This is a genomic window from Zwartia vadi (assembly GCF_030410375.1).
GTDB classification, from domain to species: Bacteria; Pseudomonadota; Gammaproteobacteria; order Burkholderiales; family Burkholderiaceae_B; genus Zwartia; species Zwartia vadi.
In genome coordinates this window covers 134,108-150,428 of the sequence record NZ_JAUHHE010000004.1, presented here as the reverse complement: position 1 = coordinate 150,428, position 16,321 = coordinate 134,108, and the positions used below count along the sequence as shown (strand labels likewise).

The 16,321-nt window shown below is 53.4% G+C and carries 14 protein-coding genes; 8 read left to right on the top strand and 6 right to left on the bottom strand.

Annotation, left to right across the window (positions count from 1 at the left end):
- The first annotated feature begins 90 nt into the window (after positions 1 to 90).
- Together QWY27_RS04935 and QWY27_RS04930 are read left to right on the top strand one after the other, a co-directional pair.
- Positions 91 to 927 (top strand): alpha/beta hydrolase, encoded by an 837-nt coding sequence (locus QWY27_RS04935; RefSeq protein ID WP_290195293.1) that lies wholly within the window; start codon positions 91 to 93, stop codon positions 925 to 927.
- A gap of 3 nt (positions 928 to 930) precedes the next feature.
- Complete coding sequence (locus QWY27_RS04930) at positions 931 to 1,992, top strand: helix-turn-helix domain-containing protein (protein ID WP_290195291.1); 1,062 nt, start codon at positions 931 to 933, stop codon at positions 1,990 to 1,992.
- Here the strand turns inward: QWY27_RS04930 and QWY27_RS04925 are convergent.
- The 4 genes from QWY27_RS04925 to QWY27_RS04910 form a co-directional block, all read right to left on the bottom strand.
- Positions 1,946 to 3,424 carry an efflux transporter outer membrane subunit gene (locus QWY27_RS04925; protein ID WP_290195289.1) on the bottom strand — a complete coding sequence of 493 codons (1,479 nt, stop codon included), beginning with the start codon at positions 3,422 to 3,424 and terminating at the stop codon, positions 1,946 to 1,948. The two genes, QWY27_RS04930 and QWY27_RS04925, sit on opposite strands and share 47 nt — an antisense overlap.
- Positions 3,425 to 3,430: 6 nt before the next feature.
- Positions 3,431 to 4,630: an efflux RND transporter periplasmic adaptor subunit gene (locus QWY27_RS04920; RefSeq protein WP_290195287.1), complete on the bottom strand. Its 1,200-nt coding sequence runs from the start codon at positions 4,628 to 4,630 to the stop codon at positions 3,431 to 3,433.
- Positions 4,627 to 7,824 carry an efflux RND transporter permease subunit gene (locus QWY27_RS04915; RefSeq protein WP_290195285.1) on the bottom strand — a complete coding sequence of 1,066 codons (3,198 nt, stop codon included), beginning with the start codon at positions 7,822 to 7,824 and terminating at the stop codon, positions 4,627 to 4,629. Before QWY27_RS04915 ends, QWY27_RS04920 begins: the two co-directional genes overlap by 4 nt.
- Positions 7,825 to 7,972: 148 nt before the next feature.
- Positions 7,973 to 9,031 (bottom strand): NAD(P)H-dependent flavin oxidoreductase, encoded by a 1,059-nt coding sequence (locus QWY27_RS04910; RefSeq protein WP_290195283.1) that lies wholly within the window; start codon positions 9,029 to 9,031, stop codon positions 7,973 to 7,975.
- Positions 9,032 to 9,156: 125 nt separating this feature from the next.
- Here QWY27_RS04910 and QWY27_RS04905 point away from each other — a divergent pair, with 125 nt between their 5' ends.
- The gene (locus tag QWY27_RS04905; protein WP_290195281.1) at positions 9,157 to 9,729 is read left to right on the top strand and encodes a cysteine dioxygenase family protein; all 573 of its coding nucleotides are present in this window, start codon (positions 9,157 to 9,159) and stop codon (positions 9,727 to 9,729) included.
- 5 nt (positions 9,730 to 9,734) lie between these two features.
- Positions 9,735 to 11,375, top strand: coding sequence for a rhodanese homology domain-containing protein (locus tag QWY27_RS04900; protein WP_290195279.1), 1,641 nt, complete (start codon positions 9,735 to 9,737; stop codon positions 11,373 to 11,375).
- Here the strand turns inward: QWY27_RS04900 and QWY27_RS04895 are convergent.
- Both QWY27_RS04895 and QWY27_RS04890 read right to left on the bottom strand, forming a co-directional pair.
- Positions 11,370 to 11,942, bottom strand: coding sequence for a phosphorylase family protein (locus tag QWY27_RS04895; RefSeq protein WP_290195278.1), 573 nt, complete (start codon positions 11,940 to 11,942; stop codon positions 11,370 to 11,372). The genes QWY27_RS04900 and QWY27_RS04895 overlap by 6 nt on opposite strands.
- Before the next feature lie 36 nt (positions 11,943 to 11,978).
- Complete coding sequence (locus QWY27_RS04890) at positions 11,979 to 12,419, bottom strand: PaaI family thioesterase (protein WP_290195276.1); 441 nt, start codon at positions 12,417 to 12,419, stop codon at positions 11,979 to 11,981.
- A gap of 82 nt (positions 12,420 to 12,501) precedes the next feature.
- Here QWY27_RS04890 and QWY27_RS04885 point away from each other — a divergent pair, with 82 nt between their 5' ends.
- From QWY27_RS04885 to QWY27_RS04870, 4 genes are all read left to right on the top strand, one after another.
- Positions 12,502 to 13,719, top strand: a complete 1,218-nt coding sequence (locus QWY27_RS04885) for a serine hydrolase domain-containing protein (protein ID WP_290195274.1) — start codon at positions 12,502 to 12,504, stop codon at positions 13,717 to 13,719.
- Positions 13,720 to 13,743: 24 nt separating this feature from the next.
- The gene (locus tag QWY27_RS04880; protein ID WP_290195273.1) at positions 13,744 to 14,112 is read left to right on the top strand and encodes a cupin domain-containing protein; all 369 of its coding nucleotides are present in this window, start codon (positions 13,744 to 13,746) and stop codon (positions 14,110 to 14,112) included.
- On the top strand, positions 14,109 to 15,131 hold the full coding sequence (locus QWY27_RS04875) for an alpha/beta hydrolase family protein (RefSeq protein ID WP_290195271.1): 1,023 nt from the start codon (positions 14,109 to 14,111) through the stop codon (positions 15,129 to 15,131). Before QWY27_RS04880 ends, QWY27_RS04875 begins: the two co-directional genes overlap by 4 nt.
- 64 nt (positions 15,132 to 15,195) lie before the next feature.
- A complete protein-coding gene (locus tag QWY27_RS04870) occupies positions 15,196 to 16,257 on the top strand; it encodes an isocitrate/isopropylmalate dehydrogenase family protein (protein WP_290195269.1) in 1,062 nt (353 codons plus the stop codon).
- Positions 16,258 to 16,321 lie beyond the last annotated feature (64 nt).

Here is a 16,321-nt window from a genome sequence, read left to right as displayed (position 1 = left end):
AATGAAATATAAAAGCGAGCTCGGCAAATGAACTCTCGAACCAAGCTGAGCGAGCGGATAACGAACGAGACCAATCATAGGAATGTCGTGATGAATGAAGCGATTGAAAAACAGTACAACCCCCGCACGACGGTCACGCCCGAGCAGCTTGCGCACTTTAGCGCGCTCGGTGAGCGATTGAGCGAGCAGGCTCGTCAAAAGTATGCGGGACGCTATGATCTAAGATTCGGTGACGGACCGCTTGAAAATGCGGATTTCTTTTACTGTGGCAAGCCTAACCGTCCTGTCATGGTGTTTTTTCATGGCGGTTACTGGCGTGCTCGCGACAAAAAGGATTACAGTTTTGTTGTGAACGGGGTGTTGCCATTGGATTGCTCTGTCGTTGTGATGAACTACGACCTCTGCCCCGCTGTCACGGTGCAGCAGATTGTCGCTCAAACCAAGCGTGGACTGGAATGGGTAGAGAGCCAGGCGCAAGCATGGCAGATCGATCCTGAGCAAATCTATGTTTCGGGACATTCAGCGGGTGCACACATCATAGCTGCAACATTGGCGCACACTGGTGCCCCTTTTCAACTCAAACATCACAAGATTAAAAAAGCTTACTTAATTAGTGGCGTCTTTGATGTTGAACCTGTTTTACAGATTTCGGTCAATGAGGAAATCAGACTCAAGCCGAGTGATGTGCAAGTCCTGAGCCCCGTTCGCCATCCGTTTTCCCCCGAGGTTGCCTATGAGGTCATCGTAGGTGGCGCGGAACCGAAGGATTGGATCGGTGAGTCTGAGCGCATGGCGGCACATTTGCGTAATCAGGGCTGCACAGTTGGCCTGCATGTTTTGCCAGGGCTGAACCACTATACTGTGCTGCATGAAATGGACCGGCCAGATGGCTACGTGTCCAAGCTGTTTGCGCGCGATATTGGGTGAAATATGGACAATGTTGATCAGCAGAGTGTCGAGCAGGATCCATCAGCAACCGCCTTGCGCGCCCGGTTGGGTGAGTTGCTGTCTCGCGAGCGGCTGAGCCAACAAAAAGATGTGAATGATGTGGCACGTCGCTTGATGCTTTCCAAGCTTCAGTTGCTTGCGATTGAAACTGGAGCCTCCGAGAGCTTTCATCATGAAAGACGCTACATACAAGGCATCAAGAGTTATGTTTTTTATCTTGGACTGCAAAGTCGGACGGATGTCACCGAGCTCGTGACGCAAATCGAGGGTTGGTCTGCCGAGGCGCTCAAAGCTTCGCCTGCTGCGCGGGTGGCTGATTTGCACCGAACTGCTGCGTCACCTGTCGCTGCCAAGTCGTATGCGCGGCGTGGACCTCGTTTTCTGTTTCTCGGACTTGGTCTGCTTGTTGCAGGCGCGATTGTTTTGGCGATTTATGAAGGCTGGCCTTTCAAAGACGATACGCAAGAAGTCGTAAGTACTGACGGTATTCAGCCCGTTACCACCTCGGTTGTGACACCTATGTCTTCTCCCAAAGTGTTGTCTGCCGCCTCAGGTTCGAGTTCAAATCCTGGTGGGTCCACCACCGCAACGATAGCTGGAGTAGCCGCTGGTGCAGGTGCAGCCTCGCAGGCGGGGATTGACTCAAAAACGACAACCTCCACTCTTTCGCCTCCCTCCGCGCCCGCAATTGCACCCGCTGCCACACCCGCTGCCGTACAAAATCAAGTAGAGGCCACTCAGCCCAGTTCGGATAAAAAACCTGTTGCGATGCAGGATGGTAAAAATTTAATGCGTATCGATTTCAGCGGGGAATGCTGGGTTTCGCTGCAGACGGCTGAGGGTAAAAAAGAAGAGCGTATTTATAAGGCGGGAGAGAGTCTCTCAGTACCTTTCGCGAGTGTGACTTCAATGGTGCTGGGCAACGCGCCAGCCGCCAAAATATTTCTGGCGGGTCGCTCAGTCGATGTGCTGTCTAAAGGTTTGACCAATGGCAATGTTACAAGGCTCGATCAGAAGGGGATCCAGACTTTACTGAAGAACTGAGGCCCTCCCAGCCCCCTCCTAAGGCCTTGACAAGAGCAACGCTCGCGATGAATTGCCCCCCGTGCATTTGCCATTTGATGCGCTGTGCCGTGAGCTGATTTTGTTGAATCAAGGCAAGTGTCTGGGCCGTATCCAGACCTTCCCGGTAACGAATCGCACTGATTTGATAGGCACGATTGAGATTGTTGACGGCTTCGTCCTGCATGGCGCGCGCGCGATCGAGTTGCTGCAGCGCGCTCATTGCGTCCTGAGTTTCTTGAATGGCGACCATGACTGATTGCCGATAGTTGGCAAGCGTCAGTCGATAGCCTGCTTGGGCGAAGCGGTAATTGGCGCTGATGCGACCGCCATCAAAGACTGTTTGCGTGGCCGTGAGTCCAATTGACCAGATGAGCGACGGCGCATTGAAAAGCGCGCTGAGTATGGAGCTTTCCCCACCAAGAAAAGCCGGAGCGAGCGTGAGCGTCGGGAAGTAAGCGGCTTTCGCGACTCCTATTTGAGCATTGGCAGCAGCCATCGCACGCTCGGCTGCCGAGACGTCAGGTCGTCTTTCTAACAGTGTCGAGGGTAAACCAACCGGGAAAGCTGGAACCTTTGCAGGTAACGTTCCGGGAGGTAGACTAAAGGCTGATGCGGGAGTGCCAGTCAAGGTTGCAAGCAGATTTTCCTGAACGTTACGCTGAGACTTCAGAATTTCAAGTTGCGCGCCGCTGGACTGAGTCAGTGCCGTCTGCTGCGAGAGCTCTGTGCGTCCTGCCGCTCCCATGTCGTAGCGCTTTTTGATCAAGGCTAAAAGTTTGTCTTGAATTTGAACGATACCTGTCAGGACTCTGATTTCCTCATCGTATTGACGCAACAGAAAGTAGGCATTCGCAAGTTGAGCCGTTAGCAAAAGCTTAACGTTTTCAGTGTCTGCAGCGGCTTGTTCGGCAGTGCTGCGAGAGGCTTCGACTTCGCGTCTGACTTTACCTAACCAGTCTATCTCATAGGTCATCACCGCCACCGGACGGAAGTTATTTTGGGTGGTTGATTGATTGGTGCTGTTATAGGTGGTTCCAGGGCGATTCGCAGAAGTTTCCGTACGGGCACCTGTCGCACCGATGGACAAGGTGGGCAACAGCGCCGCGCCACGTGCATCGCTTTGCGCGATGGCTTGATCGAGTCGGGCGAGCGAGGCGCGCAAGGTGTTGTTGTTCGCGAGGCTGGTCTCCATCAGCTGGTCCAGCGTCGGGTCACCGAATGCTTTCCACCATTTGTCTTTCGGCAGACCATCAGCCGGCACGGCAGGTTTCCATAGCGCTGGATTCGCGCCGGGCAAAGATTTCCAATTTTCGGGAAACTCAACAACGGGTCGCTCATAGTCGGGACCGATCGGTGCGCACCCCGCGCATACGATGGCCAACAAACAGAGAGCGAGTCTGGATTTCATCATGACGTGTCAGGAACCTCGCCTGGAGGCAGGCGCGCGCGGAGCAGGGGACTGAGGCACAACCGCTTGACCATTCACGAGTGAATCCATTGGATTCAAGATGATTTGGTCATCAGGGGACAGCCCGCTGCGGATTTCAACTTGGTTGCCAAAGTCAACGCCGAGCGTGACTTTTTTCTTTTCTACTCGATTATCTTTGACGACTGCGATGAAGGGGCCGCCCGCTCCAAAAATCAAGGTGTTTGTCGGTACGATCAGGCTATTGCCCAAGGCAATTTGCATGGCAACTTCGACATAGGCACCCGGCATCAGCGCATTGTTCTCGTTGGGGATTTCAACATCGACTTGTAGTGTGCGGGTATTGATGTCGATGGCGCCCGCCGTGCGAGCGATACGACCTTTGATAATGTTGTCTGGCGCATTGGTCTGATAGACCGACACTTCATCTCCAACTTTGACTTGAGCGATGCGATCCTGAGGCAAATAAACGTAGACGCTCAGTTTGTCGGTACGCGCCATGCTGAACATGGCCTGCGCATTACCAACGTTACCAGCGTTCACAAGATCGCCGAGATTGACGTTGCGTCGCGTGATACGTCCTTCGAAAGGCGCCACCACCGTGCCAAAACTTTGCAGCTGTTTGAGTCTGTTTAGAACCGCTTCACTTTGTCTGTAGATTCCGGTTTTTTCATCCATTTCCTGTTGAGAGACGGCATCCTCCGCGCGCAAGCGTTTCCAGCGCTCATAGACTGTTTTGGCTAATTTAAAGTTCGCGGTCGCCTCTTCAACTTGGCGATTGATTTCAGGAATATCGATCAGAGCGAGTGTTTCACCTTTTTTAGCGGTATCGCCCAAGTCTTTAAACCATTGTTTGACATAGCCTGTTACGCGAGAATGAATTTGTGCTTCATTGATCCCGCGAAGCGTGCCGGGCAGTACCAAACGCATATTGGGATTGTTCTTATCCGGTGCTGTAGGCTTGACGACAAGCACATGCATCACGCCACTATCGTCGGCGCGTTTGGCAAGAACTTCAGCGAAAGACCGGCGTTCTAGCAGCGCGGTCACCAAACCGAATATCAATAGGGCCAAGACGATCAGTGCAACCCAAGTCGTCGTCCTGAGCGTTTTTTTCAATTTGACTTGCGACTCTGGGTTATCTGGGTGTCCGAGAGGCAAACCATGAGAATCGTGGAGCGTGTCCTTCATTCTGTTGCTTCCTTGGAGGTGTGGCGCTTGTCGAGCCAACCATGCAGACTGGCGAAAAGAACGGGTACGAATAAGAGTGTGGAGACCGTGGCAAGCAGCAAACCGCCAATCACGGTTCGACCGAGGGGTGCGTTTTGTTCAGAGCCTTGCCCCAAGCCGATTGCCATTGGGATCATGCCGATAATCATGGCCAGTGCGGTCATCAGGACAGGTCGAATGCGGGTCGCCCCTGCCTCGAGGGCTGCCGCAAGAGGTGAGAGACCATCTTTCAGGCGCTCGCGTGCAAAGGAAATGACCAGCACGCTGTTGGCTGTCGCAACCCCCATTGTCATAATGGCGCCAGTCAGTGCCGGTACGCTGAGATTGGTGCGTGAGATCACCAGCATCCACGCAATTCCTGCCAGAGCCGAAATCAGCGCGGCAATGATGATGAAAGGGTCCAGCCAGGATTGAAAGTTCACCACAATCAAGAGATAGACCAGCAACACCGCACCAAGGAGTCCGATGCCCAGGCCCACATAGGATTGCTGCATCGTCTCGACCTGACCACGCATCGTGATGCTGCTGCCGCGCGGGAGTTCTGATTTTGCTTCGTCCAGAATGACCTGAATATCCATGGCGACTGCAGCGAGATCGCGTCCACGCACGTTGGCGTATATATTGATGGAGGGACGAATGTTGTAGCGCGTCAAAATCGCAAATTCAGTTGTGGGTGACGAACTCACCAGATTGCCGATCAGTTGAGTGCCGCGATTGGCGGCAGCGTTGGCTGTGGCGGAGGCAGCAGAAGCCGCAGCGTTGGCGGGGCCTACCGGTAGCCTGAGCAGATCATCGAGTGAGTCAATGTTGTATTGTGGTGTTTGCGCCTGGATGGCGTAACTGATGTTGTTAGCTGGGTTCAGCCAAAAAGAGGACGTAGTTTGAGCGCTGCCTGAAAGAGGTAGCAGTATGTTCTGTGCAAGATCTGCGGGCGTCAGACCCATTCCCTGCATGCGGGTGCGATCCATATTCAAGGCGATGGAAGGTTGATCCAGACGTTGATGGATGTGGACGTCCGCGGCGCCCGGAACAGCGGAAATTTTACTGATGAGCTTTGCCGCAAGTTGATGATTGGCGCGATAGTTGTTTCCAACGATTTGTACATCGATCGCGGCGGGTGTGCCAAAATTTAAAATCTGTGTGACGATATCTGCGGACTGGTAGAAGAACTCAACACCGGGGAAACGCTCGCGCAGAATCGGCATAAGCTCTTCCATGTACTCCAGGCTAGGACGATGGCCGGGCTTAAGCGAGATCATGATGTCCGCGTCAAACGAGCCAATCGTGCCTGAACTGCTGTACGAAAGGTTGATACCGCTGTTGGGCAGGCCAACATTATCGAGAATGCCGTCCAGGTCTTTTTCCGGAATGACCTCACGGATGACCTGTTGGACTTCATCTGCCAAGATCGCAGTGCGTTCGACACGCGTGCCTGTTGGCGCGCGCATGTGCAGTTTGATCTGACTCGTGTCGACAAAAGGAAATAAATCACGACCCAGGATGAAAAAAATACTGCAGGACAACAAGCAAAAAGTCAGGAAGCCCGCTATGAATTTTTTTCGATTGCTCATGAGGTGTCCAAGCAAAAGCACATAGCTGGCGCGAAAAATTTCAAAGCGGGCATTGAAGCCCACATGCACCTTGTGAATCCAGCGACCGATCGGGCCGGGTTGACCTGCGTCCTTAAGCATGAGGTAAGCCAGTGTAGGCACCAAGGTTCGGGATAAGACATAGGAAGCAAGCATCGCGAAGCTCACTGCTTCGGCAAGCGGGACAAAAAGATAACGCGCCACACCACCCAGGAAAAACATCGGTACAAACACAATACAGATAGAGAGTGTGGCGACAAATGTTGGTACGGCAATCTCGCCAGCTCCATCAAGTACGGCCTGATAGAGATCCTTTCCCATGTGGATATGGCGTTCGATATTTTCGATCGTGACGGTGGCATCATCAACCAAAATACCGACTGCGAGCGCCAATCCTCCAAGTGTCATGATGTTGATCGTCTCGCCCAGTAAATGCAGCGCGATAAGCGAACTAAAAATTGACAGTGGAATTGAAATCGCGATGATGGACGTTGTGCGCCAGTTGCCCAGAAACAGCAAGAGCATCAGCGCGGTGAGGCCGCCTGCAATCAGGATTTCATGAATCACGCCCGCGAGCGCTTTTTCAACAAAAATTGACTGGTCGCCCAAGAGTCTGACGTCAATGCCTTCCGGGAGCAGCGGCAAGATGGAGGGCATTCTTTCCTTGACCTCCCGGACAATGTCCAAGGTCGAAGCGCCGCCATTTTTGAGAGCCGTCAAAATCAGTCCGCGTTCTCCATTTTGGCGCACGATATTGATTTGGGGCGAGAAGCCGTCGCGAACGTGGGCGACTTCACGCATGAAGGTCGTGGCGCCATTGACGGTTCTGATGGGAATGTTGTTTAGCTCTGCAATCGAGGTCGGCGAAGAGTTCAGCGAGATGTTGTACTCGACATCATCTATTTTTGCGGAACCTGAGGGTAGGGTGAGGTTTTGTGCCGTAATCGCATTGATAACGTCCGAAGAAGTCATGCCTTTCGCGCGCAATGCTTCGGGGTCAATGTCGACAGACACGGCACGGACCTTTCCGCCATAAGGAAAGGGCACAGCAATGCCGGGGATCGTGACGAGTTGCGGCCGCATGATGTTTAACGCGGCATCGAAGAGCTCTTTTTCGGAAAGCGTTTTGCTCGACATCCCCACTTGAATCACGGGGATCGAGGAGGCCGTGTACTTGATCACCAGGGGAGGCGCGACACCGGGCGGCATTTGTCTCAGTGCAGATTGTGAGACGGCGACAACTTGGGAGATCGCGGTTTGAATATTGGCTTGAGGTTGAAAGTAGATCTTGATAATAGTGATGCCGCCAAGCGAACGCGATTCGATGTGTTCGATGTCGTTGACGGTTGTCGTAATGGAGCGCTCGTGATTCTGGGCGATGCGATTGCCCATTTGCTCGGCCGACAAACCACGGTAGTTCCAGATCACACTGATAACCGGTATGTCGATTTCAGGCAGCACATCGACTGGCGTGCGCTTGATGGCCAAGGGGGCGGAAAGCAAGATGAGAATAGCCATCACGATAAACGTGTATGGCTTATCTAGTGCGATCCGAACAATCCACATCCTGAATTACCTGCGTTAAGCGCTTACGTTCTGCAAGCCAACATGGCTGTACTCGTCAGATCAGCACGCAAGAAGTATAGAGAAACTGGAAAGTGTCGGGTAGGGATATTTCATTTTTGCATACCCATTCGTTGGAGATGCGCTATTTTTAAGGGTTTTCCCGAGCTGTTGCGTGTTGCAGGTACTCCTGCTCCAGGACGGTCATGAGATCTTTGACACGCATGGGCCGCGCCTGAGCGTACGCACTGCCCGCCCAAAGGCTTTGGTGCTCGCCGTCATCATGCTGCGCGGCGATTTGCCGCAGAGGTGTGGTGAGCGTGTTCTGGAGGGGAAAGGGCAAGTGGGGCTGTCCCTGCATGGCCTCGATGAAGGTATTGCGTAGACCCTGCGCCCGCCTTCCTGAAAAGCCATGTGTGAAGACTGTGCCACGGGTGGGTTTAGTTAATAAGAAATGCTTATGTGCGGGCGTTGCACCCGATTCATCGCAGACTAGAAAAGCAGTGCCCATTTGAGCGGCTGAGGCGCCAGCCTCTTTGGCTCGGGCAATATCTCCTCCCGTCATGATGCCGCCTGCGGCGACGACAGGAATCCTCAGGGTCGCGGAGAGTTGTCTGACCAGCGCGAGGGTCGCAAGATCCTCGTCCAAGGTGTCGGGCTGAAAGGTGCCGCGATGGCCGCCAGCCTCGATTCCCTGTGCGATGACAAAGTCGGCGCCGGCCGACTCGATTGCTTGCCCCTCCGCCAGGCAGGTGGCCGTGACGCCTACAGCGATGCCTAATAGCTTTGCGCGCTCGAGTACCTCTGGTTGAGGTAAGCCAAAATGAAAACTCAGGACAGCAGGTCGGTGCAGCCAGACTGGCTCCAGCATGGCCTTTAAATCCGGAAAAAAGGGCGGTTGGGGGCACACTAGTCTCAAGTCCTGGGCGATCGGCATTCGCTTGAGCGCGGCGACGGCCTGATGCTGGAGCTCCAGACTGGGCGTGGGGATTTCTTGAAAGACGAAAAAATTAGCGTTGATTGGGCCCGAGGTCAGGCGTTTGGCTGCAGCAAGATCATCACTGATTTTTTGAGGAGAACTGTAAGCAAAGCCAAAACTGCCCATCCCGCCGGCTTGTGCGACACCGGCAACCAATGCCGGGGTATTGGCACCACCCGCCATCGGTGCTTGAATAATCGGAACGCGCAATTGATTCAGAGCAAAAGCCATGGTTGAGTCCGCCTTTAAAGAATTGGGTAAACCATTCTATCCCCGGAATGCCGTATATCATTACCCAAAGAAAGAAAACATTTTTGATTGAATGACTAAATGACGAGTCGTTAGGAGACCAGGAAATGAAAAACGGCAGACTATTGACATTTGTGCAAGGGATGAGTCGCTTGCTCGAGGGTAAGCCACACGAGCCCTTGATTTTGGAGGAAGGGGGCGCGTTATTGGGGGAGCTTGTTCAGCACGATGATTGGCTCCCCGAGGCGTTCACTCGACCTCACCCGCAGTTCTATCAACAATATCTGCTTTACGCCGATCCCTTGGAGCGCTTTTCCATGGTCAGCTTTGTGTGGGGACCCGGACAAAAGACCCCTGTTCATGACCACATGACCTGGGGTCTGATCGGAATGTTGCGTGGTCAAGAAATTGACACCCACTATTTCAAAGAGGCGGATGGGAGTTATCGCCGCGGCGAGAGTAAATTATTGCTGCCCGGACAAGTGGGGTTTGTTTCGCCTTCGACGCATGACGTCCACGAAGTCGCAAATTACTATGCTGACCGAACATCGATCAGCGTCCACGTGTATGGCGGCAATATTGGCCGGATTCATCGCCATGTGTTTGATCCTGTTACTGGACAGGAAAAGTCTTTCGTTTCGGGCTATAGCAGCGACGTCGTCCCCAATCTTTGGAATTAATACAGATGCAGAGTCTTGCCAGTGTAGCGATTGAGTTGTGTCATTATCAGGATGTCCGTCAGGCTCTTTTGGACAAACGCGAGATTGCTTTTTTGGATGTCCGCGAGGAGGATCCTCATGCACAATCGCACCCGTTATTCGCGGCCAATTTCCCTTTGTCACGGTTAGAACTCGATGCATACAGCAAACTGCCGCGTCGAGATGTGTGGGTTGTGACGATTGATGAAGGCGACGTGCCGCTTGCGGATTCGGATGCGATGCGGGCCGCCCAGCGATTGATGTCTTTGGGATACACCTGCGTCAGTGTGTTTGGAGGGGGCGTGCGTGCTTGGGCCGCCGCGGGCGGAGAGCTCTTCAAAGACGTTAACGTGCCGAGCAAGTCCTTCGGTGAGTTGGTCGAGTCACGCAAACACACGCCCTCTTTGTCTGCTCAGGAAGTCAAAGCATTGATAGACGAGAAAGCGGATGTGGTGATCGTCGATGCGCGACGGTTCGATGAATACAACACCATGAGTATCCCAACGGCAATTAGTTGTCCAGGCGCTGAGTTGGTATTGCGTATCGCGGAGTTGGCACCTCGACCTGAGACGCGGGTCATTGTCAATTGCGCGGGTCGTACGCGCAGTATTATCGGCACCCAGTCCCTGATCAATGCCGGCATTCCCAATCAGGTCTCTGCACTTCGTAACGGCACGATAGGTTGGACACTTGCCGAGCAGGTTCTCGATAAAGGACAAACCAGAAAATTTCCTCAAGTCTCTGAGGCGACGACAAGCAAGGCTGCTGAGCGTGCGCGACATGTTGCGGACCGCGCGGGCGTCAAGCGCGCCTCGCTAGCCGAGGTTCAGACATGGCGTGCTCAGACAGAACGCACGACTTATTTTCTTGATACTCGAAATCCCGAAGAGTTTTTAACGGGTCATCTGCCCGGATTTCGTTCGACACCTGGTGGTCAGTTGGTCCAGGAGACAGAGATGGTCGCGCCTGTCCGTGGCGCAAGACTGGTGTTGGCCGACTCTGACGGTGTTCGGGCAAACATGACAGCCTCTTGGCTCGCTCAAATGGCCTGGGATGTTTATGTGCTGGATGGCGTTGACCCCAAGGACTTCAGTGTCAAGGGTGCTTGGCAGCCTGAGATGCCAACACTTCCTGAGGTTTCCTTGATTGACTCCTCGCGCTTGGCTGCATGGCTTAAGGATGTCGTTTCACGCTCAGATACGATCGTAGTGGATCTTGGCCGTCACGCTCAATATGTGCAAGCGCATATCCCTGACGCGCGTTACGTCTTGCGCTCACAACTCAAAGAGGCCATAAACCGTTTACCCAACGTTGCGCGCTATGTACTGACTTGTCCGGATGGGTTGATGGCGCGTTTTGCATTCGAAGAGTTCTGCGACGAGGTAAACCGTGTCAGACCTGGCGTTGAAGTGTTCGTCCTGGATGGCGGTACACAAGCGTGGCGCGAGGCTGGCTTTGGGTTGGAAAAAGGGCCGACGCACTTGATTTCCCCGCCGCTGGATCGTTACAAGCGGCCGTACGAGGGAACGGACAATGCTCGCGAAGCCATGCAGGGATATCTCGACTGGGAGTTCGGTTTGGTTGAACAGCTTGGACGGGATGGAACCCATCACTTCTGGGTTTTATAAACGTTCACTCTGCTGGAGTGCCATCAGTTTTTCCAGAAAGAGCGATTCGCCATGGTTGATCTTATCGTGCCAAACCTGCCCTGACTCTTCGTTGGTGAAGTCAGTCACGTACTTATAGGACAACCAAGGCAGCCCGTGTGCGTGGGCCACTGCGGCAATCGCAAAGAGCTCCATGTCCACCACGTGGATGCCTTGTTCTTGGAGCCAGGGATCTTTGGTCGTCACGAAACTATCGCCCGTACCGCAGGTGTGCGTTCCCTGAGGAGAAAAATACTCGTGTGGGCGCTCACAAAAGGGCACGCGGCCACGAGGCGAGAGAGGCTCTGCGATCATGTCGCGCTGTACGACGCGTCCAATCTCAAGCAGTCCGGACACCTCCTCACTCACGGCGCCCACCGTGCCAAAATTCACAATCAGCGATGGACGTGTTTGCGCGATCGCATGCAGAGCGGTCATCGTGGCATTGATCTTGCCGATACCCGTGTAAAAAACCTCAACGCCTGGCGGCATCTTCCGATGATCAAGCTCGGGACGAAGCGCAGTCAGGACGATCAGGTTTGCGCGCATGATTTTTATATGTCTGATGCTCTGTTTGCTGGAAAATTAGTCTTTCTTGGGCCAGAGTACCATTTGCGTGCAACGGAAAATCGCGATTTTCTTATCCGTTGCGGCATCGGTGACGACTGCGTCCCATACCTGAGTATTGCCGCCGAGGTGTTGCGCTGTTGCGGTGCAGCGAATGATGGCGCCTTCGCCTCGCACGGTACCCAGATGGTTGCTTTTGAGCTCAATGGTTGTAAAGGATGTGGCGCCCTCGGGCAGGTGGGCGATTGTGGCGTACCCACAGGTAGTGTCGGCCAGCGCGATGACGCTCGCGGCATGGAGGTAGGTGTTCGGAGCAAAGTGGACTTTGCGCAGTTTCATCTGGCTTTTGAGCGTACCTTCTGATAATTCGATCATCTCGACACCCATCAGACCAGGGAGGTTTTCCCCACTGCGTTGGTTGAGTTCTGCAACAGTGATGGAGGGACGAAGCTTGCCCATACTAGAGATTCCTACAAGACAAAGGGTTGAATTAACGTAAGATTATGCCGTAACTGCATCTCAAACATTAGAGTGGAACGCCATGACCTCGACGCCTTCTTCATTTTCTCGCACCGGTCCCGAATACGAGGCGCATGTGCGGCAAGGGTTTTCTCAGTCCAGACTGGAGCGTTTGGGAGAAGCCTTGGAGCAACAGATTGCCACCGGTATTTTTCCGGGCGCAGTCACGATGGTGATGCGCAACGATGAGTGCGTGCATTTTGAAGCCTATGGGCACCAGGATGCCGCCTGTTCGATCCCGATGGCTCGGGATTCGATTTTTCGGCTGGCCTCCATGACCAAGCCGCTTGTGACTGTTGCAGCGATGATGCTGGTTGAGCGTGGTCGTTTCAACCTCTATGATCCGATCACTCAATGGTTGCCCGAACTCAAAGATTTGAAGGTCGAGGCACCCGAGGGCGATGTGCCGCTGATCCGGCCGATTACGGTACAGGACTTGATGCGCCATACAGCAGGCTTTGTGCATGGTGATCGCGCCAAGTCGCCTCGTATTAGAAAACTGTATGACGAACTGAATATCGAGGCTAGAGAACAAGACATTAGCGGCGACCAGATGCTTAAAAATCTCGGGACAATACCGCTTGCCCATCAGCCTGGCACATTCTGGGAGTATTCGGTCGCGGTGGATGTGCTGGGTCTGCTGCTTGAGCGTGTCGAGAACAAGACGCTCGAGGAGATTCTGAATGTCTTGTTGATTAAACCGCTTGGCATGCGCGACACCTCGTGGTGGGTCGAGCCTGCGCGTCTGGGTCGACTGGCCGAGGCGCCCGACTCAGATCCGCTCAAGGCAAGCATGCTCAAGGCCTATCGACAGACGACCAATCCTGTTGGCAGAACCTATTTGCGTGGCGGCGCAGGTCTGTTGGGGACCGCCTCTGATTACATGCGGTTTTTGCAAATGATGCTGCGCGGTGGCGAGCTTGACGGACGACGTTATTTGTCCAGACGCACGGTTGAGTTCATGTGTTCAGAACATACGGCTGGCATGGGCGGAACAACTCTCGCCAACACCGGGCCGGGCTATGGGTTTGGATTGGGTTTTGCTGTGAGGCTCAGCCAGGGAATGTGCTGGGTGCCAGGATCCCCTGGCGAGTCTTTGTGGTCTGGCGTGTGGGGCACAAGTTTTTGGCTTGACTTCAAGGAAAACCTGACGGCACTCATTCTGACGCAAGGTCCAACACATAAAATTCAAAGTCGTATGTTGTACAAGACGCTTGTCTATTCAGCTTTGGTGAAATGATTAAACGTTTCAAGGGCAAATGACATGAAATTCAGCATCCAGCACGCTCAGGACAAGCCTTTCACGCACGATGGGTTGCGTGAGTATTTTGATTATCGCGACCTGGGTATATTTGACGCGACGCAGGGGGCCGCGGTCATGCACGTGATCCGTGCCAGTCGAGGCAGCAACGCGACGGGTGAATGGCATCGCCACGAAATTAATTTCCAATTTGTCTATGTGCTAAAAGGTTGGGCGATTTTCGAATACGAAGGTCACGGCGAACATAAACTTGTCGAAGGAACGTGTGTGCATCAGCCACCCAACATCCGTCATCGGGAGATCTGTCACTCAGAGGATTTCGAGTTGATAGAGATCGTATTGCCCGGTTCATTTAAAACGGTTAGCGCATGAGCATCAAGCGACGGCGCTTGCTGAGTGCCGCCGGAGGGATTGGTATTCTCGGTTCGATCGGGGGATTTGGTCGACCTGGGATCAGTTCAGCCACCTCATCCGCTCGTGATCCTGCTGTTGAGTTGCTCAGAAATCCAAAAACAGGACGCACCATTAAATTGCGTACCCGTCTGCCAGCGACTCAAGCGCCAACCGGTTTGATTCTTTACTCGCCAGGACTAGGCAGCGGTGTTAGCAATGGCGAGGTCTGGTGCGAGGCTTGGCGACAGGCGGGTTTTCTGGTGGCGACGCTTGCGCATCCCATTACGGATGACTCCATTTGGCAGACGAGCCCCAAGAAAACATTCAAGTCCAATATGCAACAGGCGCTGGCGGGTCCGCAATATGGATTGCGCGTCTCCGATTGCCAGTTCGCACTGGATTATTGCTTGCAGTCCACTCGGCTTGCGCCCTATATCGATGCAGCCAGAATTGGTCTGGCCGGTCATTCATATGGTGCGCTGACTGCGCAAACCATCGCCGGGCAGCCTCTCGGGGGGCAAAATATGTACGACCCCAGGATCAAGGCTGTCATCGCATTCTCTCCGGGTGCCACGTCTGTTGAGCGGGCACGCTCCATGTCCAAGGTGCGGATCCCGTTTTTTTGTATCACGGGAGATCATGATCAGTTTGTGACATTTAAAAAAGATGCGGACGCGATTGAGCTTGGCGTGAGTTTGGCGAATCGCGAGTTGATCTATGCGCACCTGCCCGCAGGCAAAAAAATCCAACTCAAGTTGCGAGACGCTGACCATATGAGTTTTGCGGGCGAGCCGATTGATTCCAGTCGTTTTAGTCGTGATATCAAGGTGACCGATCATGGGAATCAGGCTGTGTGGGGGGTAGTGAGTCAGATGACGACGGCTTTTTGGGAATATTATCTTGCCGTGCCGGGTAAGTCTGTGCCCGCGACGCAGGAAGCCTTTCAAAAGCGCCTCAAAGCATTTCAGCGCCCCGGTGACGAATTGAAATTTGGCTGAATATGTCGATAAATTGTTCTATTCTTTGTTGTAATCACAATCAAAATCTATATAGAGACTGAACATGAAAATTATTGTCCTGCCTGGTGATGGCATTGGCGTTGAGACGGTATCCGTCGCGGTGGACGCGCTGGAGTTTGTGTCTAAAAAATTCAAACTCGACTTATCTTTACAGCATGATATCGCCGGGCATGAGAGTCTGAAAAAATACGGCACAACCATTCATCCAGGTCTGTTGGAGGCTGTCAAAAAAGCGGATGGTCTGCTGTTGGGCCCTATGGCGACCTACGACTTCAAAGACGAAGCCAAGGGTGAGATTAATCCCTCGAAATTTTTTCGCAAGAGTCTTGATCTCTTTGCCAATATTCGTCCTGCCAAAACGTTTCCCGGTTGCAGCACGCCTCATAAACCACTGGATCTCGTGGTTGTGCGTGAAAACACCGAAGGTTTTTACGCCGATCGCAATATCGAGTCGGGTGGAAGCGAAATGCTGATCACCCCCGATGTGGTGGTTTCTTTGCGTCGGATCACGCGTGTGTGTTGCGAACGGATCGCGCGTGCAGCGTTCGAGCTTGCGATGACCCGCAGAAAGCATGTCACGGTTGTGCACAAGGCGAATGTTCTGAGACTTGGTGATGGCATGTTCATCGATTCTTGCCGTCTGGTGGGTAAAGAGTTCCCTGAAGTACAGATCGAGGAAATCATTGTTGACGCGATGATGGCTCACGTCGTGCGCACACCTGAACGCTATGATGTATTGGTAACCACAAACATGTTTGGCGATATTTTGTCGGATCTGACTGCCGAGCTTTCAGGCAGCCTCGGGATGGCCGCTTCGATCAATGCCGGCGCGAATTACGCCATGGCTCAAGCTGCCCATGGCTCGGCCCCCGATATCGCGGGTAAAAATCTTGCCAACCCTTTTTCTCAAGTCTGGTCAGTTGCGATGCTGCTAGCCTGGTATGGCCAGCGCAAAAATAAACCACAGTTTGTCGAGGTCGCCCAGCTAATGGAGGCTGCGATGGCTGAGGCGATCGCAGCGGGCGAGTCCACGACTGACATTGGTGGCAAGCTTGGCACCAAAGAGACCGGCCAGGCTTTGCTGGAGCGTTTGTCAAGAGCTTAATCAGTATTTTGAACGTTGTTTGTGCTAATGTTACGCGCACTTAATCCTGCGATGGCTGATTCCT